Origin of the sequence: Tenacibaculum sp. 1B UA, from assembly GCF_033978845.1 — a bacterium.
In the GTDB taxonomy this organism is placed as follows: domain Bacteria; phylum Bacteroidota; class Bacteroidia; order Flavobacteriales; family Flavobacteriaceae; genus Polaribacter.
The window spans coordinates 39,935-56,644 of record NZ_JAKVUA010000015.1; the positions used below are offsets into that span (position 1 = coordinate 39,935).

Here is a 16,710-nt window from a genome sequence, read left to right on the forward strand (position 1 = left end):
AGAAAAAGAAAATGGCAAGCTATGAACTATTCAAACCCTCTTTAGAACAAGCAGAGGGCGGGTATCAAAACCTAAAAGACGACAAAGGAAACTACAACTCAAAAAAAGAACGAGTTGGAACCAATCACGGAATCTCCGCTAAATTCTATGAAAAGGTACTAGGCAGACCTCCGAGTATCAGCGATATGAAAAGCCTTACCAAAGTAGAAGCCCACATCCTTTTTAAAAATGAGTTTTGGGACAAAATGCGAGCCGATAGCATCCGTAGTCAGGCAGTTGCAGAAATGATAGTCGACCATGCGATAAACGCCAATCCAAGAGTAACCGCAGGTATCGTACAACGCTCATTAAACCGATACTTTGGCAAAAACCTACAGGTAGATTATGTCATAGGATCTAATACTGTTAAAGCCATTAACTCGGTAGATGCCAAACAGCTTTTTGAGCGCATAGGAAAAGAACGTCTCGCCTATTACAAACGCTTAAAAGACTACCAATACTTTGCTACGAGTTGGACAGGAAGAGTGTTTGCACTAGCTCATAAGTTTGGTGTTGACCTCAAAAAAAAAAAGGTAGCACCGCTACTAGGAAGTATTGCAGGCATAGCCCTTATAAGCTATGTGATATATACAAAAGCTAAAAAGAAAAAGAAAAAATAAGATGAATACCATACAAAAATTTCAAGCCTTAGACGGCAAGGAAGTCAGCCGAAGTACGTTAGAAAGATTAGTAACACAGGCAAAAAAAGAAAACAATACGGAGGTTATTTATAGAGTCTCAAAAATCTTAAACGACCACCCTAAATACACGACGTTTAACATTTCAGTCAAACGATATGCCACAGGACTGAACGCACCAAGGCATACAGGAGCATACAAAGAAGCCTTAACCAGTTGCGGACGTTTGCGCAAAGGATGGCGTTTTATCAAAGGACGTGTAGTCAAAGCAAGCGCCAAAGTACCCAAACCTACTCGAAAAGGATTGGCAGCCCCAAAAAGAAAAGAGGGATTGACCGCTAGTGGACGTTTGAAGAAAGGCTATAAATATGCAAAAGGAGGTAGGATTGTAAAAGCTACCTCAAAAAAAAAAGTGCTGTAGCGCCTGCCACTAAACCCCAACAACCTGCTGAAAACATTCCCTTAGAATTTTTAGCAGGTTTAGACTTCATTCAGGAAGAAGACACCAACACCACAGGACTGGGTGCACCTGTACGTCCCGACCAAATCTATCAAATGATTACGGATAAACTTATCAGTGCTATCAGGAGCGCTAAAGGAACACCAAAATTGGGATGGGATGATAGCTTTTTAGAAAAAGGCGGGTATCTATCGCTTGTGAACTTTGTCTCCAAAAAAGCCTATAGAGGTATCAATATCATACTCCTAAAAAAAGGCAATCCTTTTGGAGCGTATCAAAACCCTTATTTCTTAACCTTTAAACAAGTACAAGAAGCAAAAGGGAAACTTAAAAAAGGCGCTAAAGGATTAGAGGTAATCTACTTTACCCGCTTGTATAAATTCTCAGATGCTCAAAAAGGACTAGAACATGCCACCTATAACAAACAAAAAATGCAAGACTTTTTACAATCGAAAGGCTATGATACGAGCCATTTTGATTTTCTCGTACAAACCATACCTATTTTAAAATACTACACGGTTTTTAATGGAGCAGATATTGAGGGGATTGATTTTGGATTGAATAAGCTTACCGCTTTAGAAAAAGCACGTTTAGGCTTTGTCGCACCAAGTACTCCTCATAATACAGAAGAAAAGAACCCGATAGCAGAACTTATCATTCAACACTTTCCGAAAGACAGTGCGAAGATAGTACACGGATTTAAAGGAGCGAGTTACAATGTAGTACAAGACAAAGTAAAAATGCCTAAGTACGAAGCCTTTTATCAAAGTGTAGACTACTACAGTACGCTATTCCATGAAATGATACACAGCACAGGACACCCAAGCCGATTGAACCGCCCTTTTGGAAAACGTTTTGGCGATGTGGTATATGCCAAAGAAGAACTCATAGCAGAATTTGGAGCGGTGTTTTTATCTGCACAAGCAGGAATTTTATGGAAGACACAAGCAAACCATGCGGACTACTTAAAAAACTGGCAATTGGCGTTACAATTTATGCAAGAAGACACAAAGCTTTTGATGCGTGCAGCTAGTGAGGCACAAAAAGCAGTGGATTACCTCTTACAAGTTGACACCAACAAAGAGCCTAAGTTTTACAAAGCACTGGTAAAAAAGAGTCAAAAAGTAAGCCCAAAACCAACGAAAACACCTGCTTTAAACAGCCCCGTCAAAAGAGTGTCAAAGCCTCAATCCAATAACAATATACCAGGGAATCTCAATACAAACTCGGTAGCTTACAAACGAAAGCAACTACGACATAGAACCTTTGAGTATTACCAAATTGAGGATGCTGTACTGGCAAGCTTTTTAGGAAAGTTAGAGATAAAAACCAAAGAAAGTTTGGTGATTACCCTAGCAGGGAAACGAGGTTCAAGCAAAACACACTTTGCGTTTAAATTTATCAATATACTAGCTCAAAAATACAAGGTCGGTCATGCCTCTATGGAAGAACATCCTGAAAGTGCGTTGTATTGGGATAAAGCGGATATGTATTTTAACGAGGTAGCAGAACGAAATTTGTCCAACCCTGATATTGAAAACCTAGACCAATTAGACAAGCTGATTAGAGAAAACGATGTGATTGTGATTGATAGTTTTGCCAAGTTAAAGGAACTGGATAGTAAGTTTGAAATTGACAAAGACTTACGAAAGAAGTACGACGGGAAATTGTTTTTTATCATCTTTCAACAAACCGCAGACGGTAAAATGCGTGGCGGTGCTAAAAGTGGCTTTGATGGGGATTGTATTTTCTTTACCGAGAAAACAAATCATTACAAAACTAACTTTATTTACACGGATAAAAACCGTTACCAAGATAAACCACTCGATGAGTTGAAATACAATATTTATTCAGGGAAACTCGACCCGATTATTTCTGAAGAAGTGGTTACAGGAAATCTGATGCCGAAAGAGGTGGAGTTTTAAAATGTTTTATTTAATTTTAAGTTGTAAAGTCTAGCTCTAAGTAGCTAGACTTTATTTTAAAAAATTTGTTAGAATATGTTAAAAAGAGATCAAAAAATTTATGGCTATGTAAAAGAAGATAATGACTGGACAGAATTTAATGCTTGGGAATTGATGCAGTTAAATAAAAGGTCAGAAACAGAGTATAGAGAATGGCATTCTAGGTACTATAAAAAAATTCATGTTAATAGAGATATAGATAGCCCATTAATTTTCTTTCATAGAGGGCATGGGACTTTTAGCTATTTTTCAGAAGAGGATAGAGCTGGTAATACAGAAAGCAAGTCCGTAACAATATCTCATTTACTAAGACAAAAAATTATTTCTGAAAGAAAAGAAGCTGTTTTTAGTATCAGAAATATAATTAACAAGAAAATTAATACTAAAAAACAGGTTTCGATTATCTATAAAAAAGTATTGATTGAAGAAACCATCTATGTTGAAGGTAAACGTTTAAGACCTGACATAACAATAGAGTTTGATGAACCTTTTGAATTAGCTTTAAAATGGAACAATAAGTTATATATTGAAGTTGTAGAAAACAATGAGACTAATGGAGATAAAATTAATTTGTTAAAGAAAACGGGACATGGAGTTATTGAAATTCCTTACTCTAAACATTTTGATGTTTTTAAAAAGAAAAGTTTTAAACAAATAACGAAGCAAGAAGTAGATAGTCTTGAATATAAAATTAAAAACTTTTTTAATAAAAGTATCTGGTCTGATTTAATTGTAGACCCTTCTTCTGATGAGTATAAAAAAATGCGTTTTGAGTCTATTTATTTTCAAAAATATAATACTCTAAAAATTAAAAATAATAAGTTAGTAGACGATAGTAAAAGAACGGAAGATAAATTAGAAGAAAGCAAAAAAATAATTGAAAATTTATTAAAGCGTAATGAACAGATAGAAAGAAAAAATCAGATTTATCAATCTCAAAAAGAAAAGCTAAAAGAAGAAAAAGAAAAAACAGAAAGTTTAGTTCATGCTTGGAATAAAAAAAGTTTTTTTTGGAAACTTATAAAAGGGTTTAAAATAGAGTTTTAAAAAGAAAGGTTTTGATAGAGAAGCAATTGTTTTTGCTACCTGTTTAACTATTGAAGAAGTGAAAAAGCTACGAGTGAAGCGATTATAAATATGTATTCATTAAGTTCTATTTAAAACTTGTCTAAATTGATAAAAGAAGCGTTCTATTAACCGTAAATCTTCAGTAATAATTTCTGCTGTTCCACGCATTTCATGTTTAAACTCTATTGTTTTATCATAAGAAGTAACTAACTTTTTAGGAAGTAGAACATCTACCGTATAAAAACCCTCTTTATCAGGAATCATAGAAATATTATTGACTGTTCCATTTAAAACACCAAACTCATAATCAGGATAATTTTGCAATTTTACATTTACTCGTTGCCCAATTGTTATTTTTCCAGAGTTCTGAGAAGGAGTTTTTAGCTTAGCTATATAGGCTGAATATTTAGTGGGAATAATAGTAAAAACCAAATCACCCTGTGTTACTGTTTGGTTTTCATTCCAGTAATTTAAAAAAGATACTGTTCCATTTATTTTAGATATAAAAGCATATTGTAATTCCCAATCTTTAATAGCTTTCTTTAATAAATTAAAAGATTGAATAGTGTTTTTTAATAAAGTCATTTCTTCACGAATACGAGTAATTTCAGTTCCTTTTGAAGTTTTATTACTATTAGCAATCGCTTCACGTAATTGAGAGATTGAAGAACTCATATTTTGATAACTGCGTTCTGACTGCAAATATTCTAATTGTTTAGTTTCGTAATCTTTTGCAGAAATTACGCCTTTTTCAAATAAAGATTTACTTCTGTTTAAGTCTTTCTTTTTAAAGCCTAATTCAGCTTTGTTTATTTTTTTTTGAGATTTAAGGTTTTGTAGTCTTCTTCTTAGTTCAGATGTAGTAATGCTGTTAGCAATTGCTTCATTTGAGTAGGGTTGTAGTTGTTTATTTAAAATGTATTGTATATAACTATTCTCAAAATTAGCATAGGCATTTTCAATATCTCCAAGAAATAATAGAGGCATTTTTTCAATCGGGTAAGAAAAGCTATCTTTTTTCAAGGTAATAGTATCTAAAACAGATTTTAGATAAAAAACATCTTCATAATTAGCTGTGTTTTCGATAAGAGCTATAGGACTGTTCTCTGTGATTTGTTGGTTGTCTTTAACCAAAATAGTATCTATTTTTCCAGCAACTCTAGCAAATGCTTTTTGAGGAGGTATTTTTGTAGTTATAGTTGCTTCTGAAGTGATAATATCTGGATACTTGATAAACCAAGATAAAAGTAACAGCATTAAAATTAATACTAAAAATAAAGAGTTCCCCCAACGAATCATCCAATGAGGTACTTTAGTAAGTATTTCTTGTACTTCTTCGCTTCGTAATTCTATATTATCTAAATGATTATTTTCTGGCATTTTACTTTCCTAATTCTAATTGATTTTTTACTAAGTGATAATAATTTCCTTTTTCTTGAATTAAACTATCATGATTCCCAACTTCTACAATTTTTCCTTTCTCCAAGACAACTATTTGATGTGCATTTTTCACAGTACTTAACCTATGTGCGATAACTACTGCTGTTTTATTTTTAAAAAAAGTATTAAGTTTTTCCATGATTACTTTTTCATTGTTGGCATCCAAAGCAGAAGTTGCTTCGTCAAAAAATAAAAAGCTAGGGTTTTTATAAACAGCTCTAGCAATAAATAAACGTTGTTTTTGCCCTGTACTTAACCCTACACCTTCCATTCCTATCTTGGTGTTGTAAGAAAGGGGTAAACCCTCTATATACTCTTTAATGTTGGCGACATCAACGGCATGAGCTAGTTTTTTTTTGTCAATATAATCATCACCTACAGCAATATTATTAGCAATAGTGTCATTGAAGATATATCCCTCTTGCATTACTACACCACACTCATCTCTCCATTTTTTTTGAGATATATTTTTTAAATCATAGTTGCCTAACTTTATAATTCCATTATTAGGGTCATAAAACTTTAGTAGTAACTTCATTAAAGTAGTCTTACCGCTTCCGCTAACCCCCACGATAGCAGTAACCTTATTTGCAGGAATGTGAAGGCTCAAGTCTTTGAGTACTATTTGCTCAGAACCTATATATCGAAAAGATAAATCAGAAATCTGAAAATCATCATTCACATTAATATCTTTTATTTTTTCAGTATCTACAGGTTCTTCATCTTCTTTATTATGAATTTCAGAGAGTCTATCTAAAGAAATTTTAGCATCCTGTACTTCTCTTACAAAATTTATTAATTGCGCAATAGGTGAATTAAGTTGTCCTACAATGTAGCTAATGGCTAGCATCATTCCTAATGTTATCTCTCCATCAATTACTAGCTTAGCTGATAAAACAGTAATTAAAATATTTTTTAACTCATTTATAAACCCTGAACCAACACTTTGATACTGCTCTAAAACCAAGCCTTCAATTGAAACTTTAAATAATCGTGCTTGAACAAACTCCCATCCCCAACGTTTTTTCTTTTCAGCATTATGAAGCTTTATTTCTTGCATTCCATTAATAAGCTCGATTACCTTTGATTGCTCTTCGCTTACTTCAGAAAAACGTTTATAATCTAAATCTCTTCTTTTTTTTAGAAAAAGAGCAATCCATAAAAAATAAAGAAAGCTTCCTGCTAAAAATATTGAAAAAACCAGTAAATTATAATACATAAGAACAAAACTAAAAACAATCAGATTAACCATTGAAAATAAAACATTTAAAGAAGATGTAGTCATAATCATTTCAATCCGTTTATGGTCGTTTATACGTTGTAAAATGTCTCCTGTCATACGAGTATCAAAATAAGATATAGGTAAACTCATTAATTTTATAAAAAAGTCTGAAACAAGAGATATATTTATTCTTGTGCTTAAGTGTAATAAAATCCAACTACGTACTATTTCTATAGCTGTCTTACCTATAAAAAGAGTTAATTGCGCGATAAGAATAAGATAAATAAAATGAATATCTTGATTTTTTATACCTACATCTACAACACTTTGAGTTAAGAAAGGAAAAATGAGTTGAAGTAAACTAGCTACTAATAATCCAATAAGTAATTGAGAAATAAATTTTTTATACCTTAAAAGATATCTTGATAAAAAAGAAAAACCTAAAAATGTTTTATCATCTTTTTTAAAGTTTTGAGTATCAAATTTAGGTGTTGGCTCTAAAAGTAAAGTTACTCCTTCCTCTGTGTCTTCATTGGTGTTGTTACCAATCCAATATTTTAGAAAATCAGATTTATTATATTTTAATAATCCATGAGCTGGGTCAGATATGTAATAAATATCATTTTTTATTTTATATAAAACAACATAGTGATTTTTATTCCAGTGTAAAATACATGGTAAAGGAGCCTCTTTGAGTAATTTAAGAGAGATTTTAACTCCTAAACTTCTATACCCTATTTTTTCAGCCGCATCACTTAAACCAGATAAACTACTTCCAATCCGAGTAGTCTCTGACAGTTGACGTAAGTCATTTGTAGAGATAGATTTACCATAGTGTTTAGATATAATTTTAAGACATGTAGGACCACAATCTTTTTGACCAGATTGTTTATAAAATGGAAATTTTTTCAAGCTTAACTATTTTAGAATGGGACTTCCTTTTCTTCCATTTACATGCCACATAATATAGTCATAATCACCTTTAGTTATCCTATTGTTCTTTTTTTCTTTATTTATGACCTCTTTAATTTCTTCCCAATACTCCTCAGGAGAATGAAGAAAAATGGAAAAGGGAGCAGAATAACTCGAGCAGTTTAATTTTTTAATGTCAGGAAAACCATTTTTTTTGACTATTTCTAAAAGTTTTTTGGTATTTTCTTTATCTAGCTCAATTTGTAAATCCATTAATGAATCTTGTACTTCTTGATTTGTAATTTTCATCAAGTTAACAATTTTTCTAATTTTCTTACCGTATTCTAGTTGTTCTTCTTTAGTATATTTCATATACATTTCTCTAGTTATACCTTCTTTTTTTCTGATTGAATCAAAAACTCTAAAAAATGGGTCTTCCATTTCTTTACTCCCTCTGTATTTTTGATCTTTTTGGTAAAGGGTATTTAGTGTAGTACATAAATCTTGTGATTTTACTTCACAAGAGTAAAAGGTAAAAAAAATAAAAAATAAAAGATAAGGTTTCATTGTGTTTGAAATTTAAAGCACTTTTCTATTAAGGAATAGAAAAGTGCAAAATTAATTAGTAAAAATTGTTTATGTCATAGTATGCCACTCACCTGAATCTAGAAGCACTCCGTCTCCTTTACTTAATTTACCATCTCCATCATCATCACTATAGCAGTCTTTACCAGAAACGCCATCTGGTTTTTTATAACTTGTGCTTCCATCACCCCCTCTTATATTTGATGGGTTTTTAATTTCAAAGTTTTGAAATAACTTTTCATTTAATCTTTTCATAATATTAGATTTAAATTAATACCTACTCTATTAAGGTTTTTCAGTTTCCACCTACAGTTGCAACAATTTTTTATTGGTTTTTGAGAGTGTTTAAGCTCCATTCTTCCCAAATATTGGTATATGGGTTATATCCACACTTTAAAGGTTTGTCGTATTTTGATTCTACAAATGCTCTACAGTCTGTACATATATATCGGAATTCACAGTCTTTACACACGTTTATTTTATCTTTAGTAATACCCCAATACTTTTTAAATCCTTCTTCATTAATAGCATCACTTATTTTTTTATTGGATATATTACCAAAGCTCTCAGTCATTGTTGGACAATTCTTAATGTTACCCCTTTTGTCAATTCCTATTTTCCTATTAAGGCATGAATTAAAATTTATACTTTCAGTATATGTGGGTATATTTACAACAAAGAAATTTTTAGAGATAATACCACAATGGTTTTCATTTTCAATTTTCTTTTGTGTGTAAATAATGTATCCATTATTTTCTTCTATCTGAGAAATAAACTTGTCAAACGGAGCGTTAAATATTTTTAGAGAAGTTAACCGGTTAAACTTAGATAGGAATGATTCAAGTTTTTTAGATTCTTCATTAAAAGGAAGTGTAATATCAATTGTTTGTATGGTTGTTTTTTTTTCTTCAACATAATCCAATATTTTATCGATATAACTTCTTTTTACTTTGTGAAAAAACCTAACCTCTAAATTAATACAGTTCAATAGATTTAATTGATTAATGATATTTTCAAATTCATGATTTGATTGTTCATCAAAATCAATAATAGCATTAGTTATACTAGAGGGCGTATCCCAAGAAGTAGATATTTTAGGGAATAAATTAGGTGTATCTGTGAAAAAGATAAATTCATTTTCTAACAAAAAAATAAAATATTCTTTAATTATTTCATCATACTTGTTTTTAAATTTTTTTTGAATTTGTTCAATAGAATTTCCTTCATACACTTCAAGAATTTCAAATAAATCGTTTGGAATAATCTTTACTTGATTTCTCTGCAAATCACATATTGTACTTCTACTAGCTCCTTTAACTGGAATACAGTTTGCATATAGATTAAAAGGTTTATTCAATTCCATCTAAGCTTATCATTTTAGAAATTGGTTTCGTTACTTTTTGATTATTAGCGAAGTAGTTGAATTTTTTAATTTCTATTAATTGATTTTGATGTTTATTTTTAATTGATAAGTCTTTTTTTTCAGCCTTTAATAAGGTTAAAGAGACTTTTCCTTTAATTGTTTTTTTCATAACTGTTTAAAGAATTAGCTATTTTTTTGTCTATATAATAATTACAATTTTTAGAGACCCAATCAAATTGTCCCATAGGGTTTATTTCTAAGAAAACATACTCTCCTTTTTTAGTATAAATTAAGTCAACTGAACCAGAGTTTAAACTTATTTTAGAGCAAAACTCTAAAATTTTAAGTTGAATTTTTTCAGGTAAAAGGAAAGGAACACACCTGTTAGGCTTTTCATTATCATAATTCCTGAAATCTATAATTGTTTGGGTATTGTTCTGCGAGAAAATTGCCATTGCATATAATTGGTCTAAAAAAACAAAAACACGGATTTCAAACTCTTTTTTAATAAGATTCTGAACTAAAATTGGAGCAAAATTATCTTCTAACATATCAATATCTTTATACTTTACTTGAAATGTGCCACAAGAAGAAATATGCTCTTTATCACTAATAATATCAACAGGATATCTTAAATCTTTTGAAATAATTTTTTCGTCATTTTCATAGTAAAATCGAGATAATTCATCTTTTGAAGTTGTAACTAAAGTATTTGGGACTGCTAATCCACATTCTTTGGCTTTGATTAAATTGTAAATTTTATAGTTTTCAACCTCTTTAATGTATGAGCCTACATAAATGGTGGTTTCATTAAGTATTAACTCCAAGGATTTAATTAAGGCATCTTCTTCTTTCTTTAAATAGCTAGTTAAATTCCCTCTATTATTTAAATCATTAGGTAAATGCCTTAAACGCCCTCTTCTATGCCATATTACAGATGCATTATCAATATTTAAATCATTTATTACTATTTTTTTATTTTGATTTGTTATTTTTAAAGAGTTTAGACTATTAAATTCTTCAGAAAACAAGCATGTAAAGTTGCTCTCAAGCTTGTATAACCATCGAGATACATTAAACGTAGAAATATCATATTTACTTCCAATTAATACAATCATTTATTTTCTATATTTATTTTTAAGTCTTTGACTGACCTTCCTTCAAGGTGCCATTTTATTAAACTATATGAACCTTTGTCTATTCTATTTTGTTTTTTTTCGTTTTCTATTAAGGTAGAAACCTTTTTTTTGAGTTTATTTGGGGAGTGCATAAAAATCGCAAAAATGGCTTCTTTACTATTAGAGTTTCCTGAATGAAAATAGCCATACTTTTCAACAATTTGAATTAGTCTAAGAACATTTTTACAGTCTATTGTCTTTTGTAGCCGCCATATACTGTCTATTTCCTTTTTTGAAAAATCGTTTTTATTTTCGGCTAAAAGAGTTCTGTTTTTTTGGTCTTTTTCTAGCATGATTTTAACTTCTTCTAATATCTTTTTGGGAATTTCTCTCTTTTCTTGACAAAAGGATGATAGAGATATAAATAATGCTATTAAAGTGTAAATTCTCATTTTTTTTTGTATAAAAACCTCTCTAAAATAGAGAGGTAATTTAAAATTATAATTTATCCCATTCCACCACCACCAGTTCTATCCCAGTTTAAGGTTAGGTGTTCACCTGGTCCAAATTTTCCATCTCTATTATCATCTCTTAGAAGGTCTGAAGTATATTTGAGTCCTCCTAACTCCCCACCACCTGTGGCAACTATACCGTCAAAACTTCCAAAAATATTTTTAACATCAATTTCTTGGTTCTTAAATTCTTCTAATTTTTTCATTTTAAATTGTTTTTAATTATTACTGTTATTTTTCTGGCGCCCAAATCAATACATATTGATCACCGGGACTCCATTTACCGTCGTTATCATTGTCTCTGTGAACATCAGATAAACCTTCTTCTTTAAGAGTTGTCTTAACTTCTCTTCCTCCATAAATTAAAGAGGAGCTAATGCTACTAATAGCTTTTGAGTCAAACTCGCTAATTTTTTTCATCTTTAAAATTTTATATTTACACATACTCTATTAAGGGCTTTTCTGTTTCCGCCCATTGTTGCAACAAGTATTTTCAATTGAAATATGTTTTATATAATATATTGGATAGCAATTTTATCAGATAGCAATTTTTCTTTCTTAACAAGTCAAATATATAAAAAAAACAGATTAATATATAATATGTGTATTTTTTTTAAGTATTTATTAAATAAAATAATACTAAGCTTTATTTTTATTAAATAATTAATATTTCAAAAATTTGATTTCATAGTTATAAAAACACCCCAAGTAACTGCTACTTGAGGTGACATCGCTTAAGGGGAAAAAAGCGATTTTTTTGGTTTAAAGAAGCCCCTTCACAAACTTCAAAAAACCTAGTCGCCCCCGACTAGAAAGTTTTCTTTTTAACACAAAAGAAAAGCCCCGCTTTCAAATTTTTAGATTCTTTGACTTAACAACATAGATAGTATTAGTTTTAAATAGAGTTATTTAGTCTTTAAGAATCAGTTTTTTGTTTTTAGTCTCTTGTTACTTTAATTATTGTTTTCTACTATTGCTACTAATTTTTATAGGGAATCACTATAAATTACCTATATTTGAAATGTTACACGGTGTAAATATAATCACAATTTTGTGATTTACAAATATTTTAGTCACAAAATTGTGATTTTTTTTTAAAAAAACAAGAAAGTTGTTTTTAACTTGCTACTAATTAATGAACGGTTCAGATTTAAAAGTATTAAGAAAGAAATTTGGTTTATCTCAAGAAGAATTAGGAGAACTAGTTGGTTTGAGTAAAAATACAATTTATAATTATGAGAATAGTGGAGTTGTACCCAAATCTAAAATCCCAATTTTAGAAAAGGTATTCAAAGAATATGATAGAAAACCCAGCTCTGAAACTAAAAACCTTTCTGAGAAAGATGCTTTAGATGTTATAGAGAAAATTCTCTTGCATGAAGATGAACTAATGAAGTATGAAAATTTTTATTTATGGGTCAAATCTCTAAGAACAGATGAGAGAAATAAGACTTTAAAAGAAGTTCTTAAAAATAGATTGGACAGTATAGATTAATTTTCTTTCTATAGTAATTTATATCCAAATTGTTTAAGTTTTTTGAAATCGTCATTATTTAAACTTAAAAACTCCATAATTTGATTACTATTTTCTTCTAACTCTATTATACTACTACTAATATTGTTTTTGATTAATTTGATCTTTTTTAAATTGTCTATTTCGTGTAGGTAAACATCTAATTCAGAAATAGAAATATTTTGTGTATTAACTAGCTCTTGTAAAAGATTTAAAGCAGCAATTTTATCAATCGTGTTATTCTCTATTAGTGTTCTAATTTCTTTAGCTTTTTCAATTTTAATATCCATTTCAATTTATTTATTCTGTTTTTGTTAAAATATCTTTCTTTAATAATTCAATTGTTTCTGTTACGTCTTTTTGAAAATTTTCATTTTCTATTTTTCTTTTGTTCTTAAGAGAGTTAATTTTAAAGACTATATAAGATAAGAGTAAAAAACTTAAACAAAAGCCAGTAGCATATATGTGGAGGTATCCATTATCAAGTAATGCGCTTGAATCAAACACCCAATATAATTGGATTGCATATATGTAGATAGGAATTAAATATGATGTTTTATAAGGTTTAAATACAGAAGCAGCTATAAGTATTAGAGGTGATAACGTTTGTGATATTACCCATATAAAAGTTTCAGTATCATCATAACCAAAGTTATTTTCAAGATGAAAGCCTTTAGTCACTTTATCAATAAATAGAATAAATCCAGACAAAGCAACTAAAAGACTTCCAAATATCCTAAGAATAAATTTTGTCTCAGGATTATGCCCCTTGACTGCCTGGTCTTTTGATTTTAGTTTTGTCAACTGAAAAAACTTCCAATTTTTCATTGTTTAACTCTTCAAGTTCTTTAGACTCATCAGTACAACTAGTTAATAAAAATGTAGAAAATACTACTGCTAAAATTAAAGTTACTTTTTTCATAATTACTCTATTTAAAATTAATACTAGAGTAAATATAATAATCAATAATTTGTAGCTTAAACTAGCTAATACTAATAGTTAAATTAGATACTAGAATCATACTAGAAACAAATCAAGAAAAAGGAATTCTTAGAGTAAATTGATAAGTGTGCCATATTTTAACTGATTTATTTCGGGGGATAATTCTAAGTATCATTATAATACTTATTAACGCTAATATATGTAAAATCTTAATTTATAGTACTTTTTTATATAAAAAAGTATTTTGAATGGCAAAAAGTAATTTGTTCCTCACTTCTTTTATATATGGTTTCCTAAAAAGTAAGTAAAATTATTTTTATCTTTAAGGGATGCTTATAGTTGAAGAAATGGTACAATTTTATTTTAGAGAAAAGAAAAAAACTTAACACTACACTTACCCTCAAAAATAAAACCTACTGAAAATCAATAGGTTTCATTTCTAAATGTGACCCAGAGAGGACTCGAACCCCCAACCCTCAGAGCCGAAATCTGATGTTCTATCCAGTTGAACTACTGAGCCGTTACATTCTATTAAGCTAACTTTGCTTTTACAATTGCTGAAATTGTTTTTCCATCTGCTTGTCCTGCTAACTGTTTAGAAACAATTCCCATTACTTTCCCCATATCTTTCATTCCTTCTGCTCCTACATTTGTAATAGTTTTTTCTACAATTTTACCTATTTCTTCTTCACTTAAAGCTTCTGGTAAAAATTGTTCTAAAATAGCCGCTTCCGCTAATTCTGGTTCCGCTAAATCATTACGTCCTTGCTCCGTAAACACAGTTGCACTATCTTTACGTTGTTTGACTTGTTTTTGAATAATCTTTAACTCTTCTGCTTCAGACAATTCTCCTGCTCCAGCTTCAGTATTTGCCAACATAAATGCTGACTTTAATGCTCTTAAAGCCGTTAAAGCTACCGTGTCTTTAGACTTCATAGCTTCTTTCATTTTATCCATTACCTGTTTTTGCAAACTCATAATCTTATATTTTTAAAATATTAAAAAATCCCGATAAATCGGGATTTTAAAAATAAGTGTTATTCTTTTATTAATCTACATTATCGTGTAAAAACGAATTATTAGAACGTAATAAATCGTTATTATCAGTATTTAATGCCGTATCTGACTTACTAATATCCGATCCTGCTTCAATATCAACTCCTAATCTTTTATAGGCTGGTTGACGTTCAATTTCATCTATATTTTTACTAACTTGATCGTTAAACTTATAGTTAAAACCTTTCATCTTCTCCCTTCTTTCCTGTGCCCTTTTTTGCAACTCAGAAATTGTTAAGTCTAACGGAGAAACTTCCTCACTTGAAGTATCTATTCCATTAATTTCTTCTTGTGTTTTAGATTTCACCTCAAATTGTAATTCTTTTTCTACCTCTTCTTTAATTGTAGGAGTAGAACTTTTGCCAATTGTTGGTTGTGCACTAAAATCGTCTAACACATATCGTTTTTCAACTTTATGACTCTTTACTTCTTCAGCTTTTACTTCTATATTTTTAATCTCATTAGTGGTTTCTACTAAATGAGAGGTTGGCTTTATTTCTTCATAAGAGTTTAACGGCAAATCAAACAACAAATCTTGTTGTGTCGGTTGTTCCTTTATTTTTCTTTCTTCAACTTTAGGTTCAGCTATATTGGTAATGATAAAATCATCTTCAGAAACAGTTTCTATTTCTATTTCATCATACGTTACATCAATATTTTTTATTGCTTCTGTTGTAGGAATAGTTTTCGGTTTTGACTCAGGTTTTTCTTCCTCTAAAACATGAACAACCTTATTTGATGGCTTGTTTTTTATTGGCTCGTCAATTGCTGGAGACGTTTGCACTTTCTGATCACCAAAGTTATACGTTGCCTTTTGTTCATCTTCTAAAGTATGAACTATTTTTTTTACTTCTGTATTGGTAATATTCCCTTGCTGATCAGCGGCGAAACCCGTAGCTACAACTGTTACTGCTATTCCATCTTCTAATGACTCATCTTCTCCAATACCCATAATAATATTGGCATCGTACCCTGCTTCATCTTGAATGTAGTCATTTATTTCACCTATTTCATCTAGTGTAACTTCATTTCCTCCAGAAACGATTAATAATAATACATTTTTAGCTCCTGTAATTTTATTATCGTTTAACAATGGTGAATCTAATGCTTTTACAATGGCATTTTTAGCTCTGTTTGCTCCAGTTTCTTTTGCAGATCCCATAATTGCTGTACCACTATTTGACAATACCGTTTTTGCATCGTGTAAATCAATATTTTGTTTGTAGTGATGTGTAATTACCTCTGCTATCCCTTTTGCTGCTGTTGCTAATACTTCGTCTGCTTTAGAGAACCCTGCTTTAAACCCTAAGTTACCATAAACTTCGCGCAGTTTATTATTGTTGATAACAATTAATGAGTCTACATTATTACGTAGCTCATCAATCCCTTTTTGAGCTTGCTTTGAGCGCATTCTTCCTTCAAACTGAAATGGCATTGTAACGATACCTACCGTTAAAATATCCATATCTTTAGCTATTTTAGCAATGATTGGAGCCGCACCTGTACCAGTACCTCCCCCCATACCTGCGGTAATAAAAACCATTTTGGTATGTGTACTCAACATTTGTTGAATTTCTTGTATACTTTCAGCCGCTGCTTGTGCTCCAACTTCTGGATTTGCGCCTGCACCTAACCCTGAAGTTAAATGTGCTCCTAACTGAACTTTATTAGGTATTGGGCTGTTTTCTAATGCTTGTGCGTCTGTATTACAAATTACGAAATCTACTCCGTGAATTTGTTTACTATACATGTGGTTTACTGCGTTGCTTCCTCCCCCACCAACACCGATTACTTTAATGGCATTCGATTGTGTTTTTGGCATGTCGAATGAAATGTTATCAAATTCTGCGCTCATAATAACTTTTCTTTTTTATTAA

The 16,710-nt window shown here is 30.5% G+C and carries 20 protein-coding genes and 1 tRNA gene; 5 read left to right on the forward strand and 16 right to left on the reverse strand.

Annotation, left to right across the window (positions count from 1 at the left end):
• The first annotated feature begins 11 nt into the window (after positions 1–11).
• The 4 genes from MK851_RS11775 (at position 12) to MK851_RS11790 (ending at position 4,148) form a co-directional block, all read left to right on the forward strand.
• A complete protein-coding gene (locus tag MK851_RS11775; RefSeq protein ID WP_320244130.1) occupies positions 12–659 on the forward strand; it encodes a glycoside hydrolase family 108 protein in 648 nt (215 codons plus the stop codon).
• Between the two features lies 1 nt (position 660).
• Entirely contained in the window at positions 661–1,098 is a 438-nt protein-coding gene (locus MK851_RS11780; RefSeq protein ID WP_121145973.1) for a hypothetical protein, read from the forward strand.
• A 134-nt stretch (positions 1,099–1,232) separates the two neighbouring features.
• Positions 1,233–3,062 (forward strand): ArdC family protein, encoded by a 1,830-nt coding sequence (locus tag MK851_RS11785; protein WP_320244131.1) that lies wholly within the window; start codon positions 1,233–1,235, stop codon positions 3,060–3,062.
• A 75-nt stretch (positions 3,063–3,137) separates the two neighbouring features.
• Positions 3,138–4,148 carry a hypothetical protein gene (locus MK851_RS11790; protein ID WP_320244132.1) on the forward strand — a complete coding sequence of 337 codons (1,011 nt, stop codon included), beginning with the start codon at positions 3,138–3,140 and terminating at the stop codon, positions 4,146–4,148.
• Positions 4,149–4,247: 99 nt separating this feature from the next.
• Here the strand turns inward: MK851_RS11790 and MK851_RS11795 are convergent, their stop codons facing one another.
• From MK851_RS11795 to MK851_RS11840, 10 genes are all read right to left on the reverse strand, one after another.
• Positions 4,248–5,549 carry an HlyD family secretion protein gene (locus MK851_RS11795; RefSeq protein ID WP_320244133.1) on the reverse strand — a complete coding sequence of 434 codons (1,302 nt, stop codon included), beginning with the start codon at positions 5,547–5,549 and terminating at the stop codon, positions 4,248–4,250.
• 1 nt (position 5,550) lies between these two features.
• Positions 5,551–7,743, reverse strand: a complete 2,193-nt coding sequence (locus MK851_RS11800; protein ID WP_320244134.1) for a peptidase domain-containing ABC transporter — start codon at positions 7,741–7,743, stop codon at positions 5,551–5,553.
• A 6-nt stretch (positions 7,744–7,749) separates the two neighbouring features.
• The gene (locus MK851_RS11805; protein WP_320244135.1) at positions 7,750–8,310 is read right to left on the reverse strand and encodes a hypothetical protein; all 561 of its coding nucleotides are present in this window, start codon (positions 8,308–8,310) and stop codon (positions 7,750–7,752) included.
• A 69-nt stretch (positions 8,311–8,379) separates the two neighbouring features.
• The gene (locus MK851_RS11810; RefSeq protein WP_320244136.1) at positions 8,380–8,583 is read right to left on the reverse strand and encodes a hypothetical protein; all 204 of its coding nucleotides are present in this window, start codon (positions 8,581–8,583) and stop codon (positions 8,380–8,382) included.
• Positions 8,584–8,653: 70 nt separating this feature from the next.
• The gene (gene gwsS / locus MK851_RS11815; protein ID WP_320244137.1) at positions 8,654–9,691 is read right to left on the reverse strand and encodes a grasp-with-spasm system SPASM domain peptide maturase; all 1,038 of its coding nucleotides are present in this window, start codon (positions 9,689–9,691) and stop codon (positions 8,654–8,656) included.
• A complete protein-coding gene (locus MK851_RS11820) occupies positions 9,678–9,860 on the reverse strand; it encodes a hypothetical protein (protein WP_320244138.1) in 183 nt (60 codons plus the stop codon). The genes gwsS and MK851_RS11820 overlap by 14 nt, the downstream gene beginning before the upstream one ends.
• The gene (locus MK851_RS11825; protein ID WP_320244139.1) at positions 9,844–10,809 is read right to left on the reverse strand and encodes a hypothetical protein; all 966 of its coding nucleotides are present in this window, start codon (positions 10,807–10,809) and stop codon (positions 9,844–9,846) included. Before MK851_RS11825 ends, MK851_RS11820 begins: the two co-directional genes overlap by 17 nt.
• Complete coding sequence (locus MK851_RS11830) at positions 10,806–11,261, reverse strand: hypothetical protein (protein WP_320244140.1); 456 nt, start codon at positions 11,259–11,261, stop codon at positions 10,806–10,808. Before MK851_RS11830 ends, MK851_RS11825 begins: the two co-directional genes overlap by 4 nt.
• A 53-nt stretch (positions 11,262–11,314) precedes the next feature.
• Positions 11,315–11,527: a hypothetical protein gene (locus tag MK851_RS11835; protein WP_320244141.1), complete on the reverse strand. Its 213-nt coding sequence runs from the start codon at positions 11,525–11,527 to the stop codon at positions 11,315–11,317.
• A 25-nt stretch (positions 11,528–11,552) separates the two neighbouring features.
• Positions 11,553–11,741 carry a hypothetical protein gene (locus MK851_RS11840; protein ID WP_320244142.1) on the reverse strand — a complete coding sequence of 63 codons (189 nt, stop codon included), beginning with the start codon at positions 11,739–11,741 and terminating at the stop codon, positions 11,553–11,555.
• A 715-nt stretch (positions 11,742–12,456) separates the two neighbouring features.
• Between MK851_RS11840 and MK851_RS11845 the strand changes: the two genes are divergently transcribed.
• Positions 12,457–12,816, forward strand: coding sequence for a helix-turn-helix domain-containing protein (locus MK851_RS11845; protein WP_121145951.1), 360 nt, complete (start codon positions 12,457–12,459; stop codon positions 12,814–12,816).
• A gap of 8 nt (positions 12,817–12,824) precedes the next feature.
• Here the strand turns inward: MK851_RS11845 and MK851_RS11850 are convergent, their stop codons facing one another.
• From MK851_RS11850 to ftsZ, 6 genes are all read right to left on the reverse strand, one after another.
• A complete protein-coding gene (locus tag MK851_RS11850; protein WP_121145949.1) occupies positions 12,825–13,124 on the reverse strand; it encodes a hypothetical protein in 300 nt (99 codons plus the stop codon).
• Positions 13,125–13,134: 10 nt separating this feature from the next.
• Complete coding sequence (locus MK851_RS11855; RefSeq protein WP_320244143.1) at positions 13,135–13,638, reverse strand: hypothetical protein; 504 nt, start codon at positions 13,636–13,638, stop codon at positions 13,135–13,137.
• Positions 13,595–13,756, reverse strand: coding sequence for a hypothetical protein (locus tag MK851_RS11860; protein ID WP_320244144.1), 162 nt, complete (start codon positions 13,754–13,756; stop codon positions 13,595–13,597). The genes MK851_RS11855 and MK851_RS11860 overlap by 44 nt, the downstream gene beginning before the upstream one ends.
• Before the next feature lie 467 nt (positions 13,757–14,223).
• Positions 14,224–14,297 (reverse strand) — tRNA-Arg (locus MK851_RS11865).
• An 11-nt stretch (positions 14,298–14,308) separates the two neighbouring features.
• A complete protein-coding gene (locus MK851_RS11870) occupies positions 14,309–14,755 on the reverse strand; it encodes a GatB/YqeY domain-containing protein (RefSeq protein ID WP_320244145.1) in 447 nt (148 codons plus the stop codon).
• Between the two features lie 70 nt (positions 14,756–14,825).
• Positions 14,826–16,688: a cell division protein FtsZ gene (gene ftsZ, locus MK851_RS11875; protein WP_303510061.1), complete on the reverse strand. Its 1,863-nt coding sequence runs from the start codon at positions 16,686–16,688 to the stop codon at positions 14,826–14,828.
• Positions 16,689–16,710: the final 22 nt, after the last annotated feature.

Coding starts and splice junctions, on each gene's coding strand:
- MK851_RS11785 (WP_320244131.1), top strand. CDS start 1,233: ATGATTACGGATAAACTTATCAGTGCTATCAGGAGCGCTAAAGGAACA.
- MK851_RS11810 (WP_320244136.1), bottom strand. CDS start 8,583: ATGAAAAGATTAAATGAAAAGTTATTTCAAAACTTTGAAATTAAAAAC.
- MK851_RS11845 (WP_121145951.1), top strand. CDS start 12,457: ATGAACGGTTCAGATTTAAAAGTATTAAGAAAGAAATTTGGTTTATCT.
- MK851_RS11835 (WP_320244141.1), bottom strand. CDS start 11,527: ATGAAAAAATTAGAAGAATTTAAGAACCAAGAAATTGATGTTAAAAAT.
- MK851_RS11870 (WP_320244145.1), bottom strand. CDS start 14,755: ATGAGTTTGCAAAAACAGGTAATGGATAAAATGAAAGAAGCTATGAAG.
- ftsZ (WP_303510061.1), bottom strand. CDS start 16,688: ATGAGCGCAGAATTTGATAACATTTCATTCGACATGCCAAAAACACAA.
- gwsS (WP_320244137.1), bottom strand. CDS start 9,691: ATGGAATTGAATAAACCTTTTAATCTATATGCAAACTGTATTCCAGTT.
- MK851_RS11850 (WP_121145949.1), bottom strand. CDS start 13,124: ATGGATATTAAAATTGAAAAAGCTAAAGAAATTAGAACACTAATAGAG.
- MK851_RS11860 (WP_320244144.1), bottom strand. CDS start 13,756: ATGAAAAAAGTAACTTTAATTTTAGCAGTAGTATTTTCTACATTTTTA.
- MK851_RS11805 (WP_320244135.1), bottom strand. CDS start 8,310: ATGAAACCTTATCTTTTATTTTTTATTTTTTTTACCTTTTACTCTTGT.
- MK851_RS11825 (WP_320244139.1), bottom strand. CDS start 10,809: ATGATTGTATTAATTGGAAGTAAATATGATATTTCTACGTTTAATGTA.
- MK851_RS11795 (WP_320244133.1), bottom strand. CDS start 5,549: ATGCCAGAAAATAATCATTTAGATAATATAGAATTACGAAGCGAAGAA.
- MK851_RS11775 (WP_320244130.1), top strand. CDS start 12: ATGGCAAGCTATGAACTATTCAAACCCTCTTTAGAACAAGCAGAGGGC.
- MK851_RS11790 (WP_320244132.1), top strand. CDS start 3,138: ATGTTAAAAAGAGATCAAAAAATTTATGGCTATGTAAAAGAAGATAAT.
- MK851_RS11820 (WP_320244138.1), bottom strand. CDS start 9,860: ATGAAAAAAACAATTAAAGGAAAAGTCTCTTTAACCTTATTAAAGGCT.
- MK851_RS11830 (WP_320244140.1), bottom strand. CDS start 11,261: ATGAGAATTTACACTTTAATAGCATTATTTATATCTCTATCATCCTTT.
- MK851_RS11780 (WP_121145973.1), top strand. CDS start 661: ATGAATACCATACAAAAATTTCAAGCCTTAGACGGCAAGGAAGTCAGC.
- MK851_RS11840 (WP_320244142.1), bottom strand. CDS start 11,741: ATGAAAAAAATTAGCGAGTTTGACTCAAAAGCTATTAGTAGCATTAGC.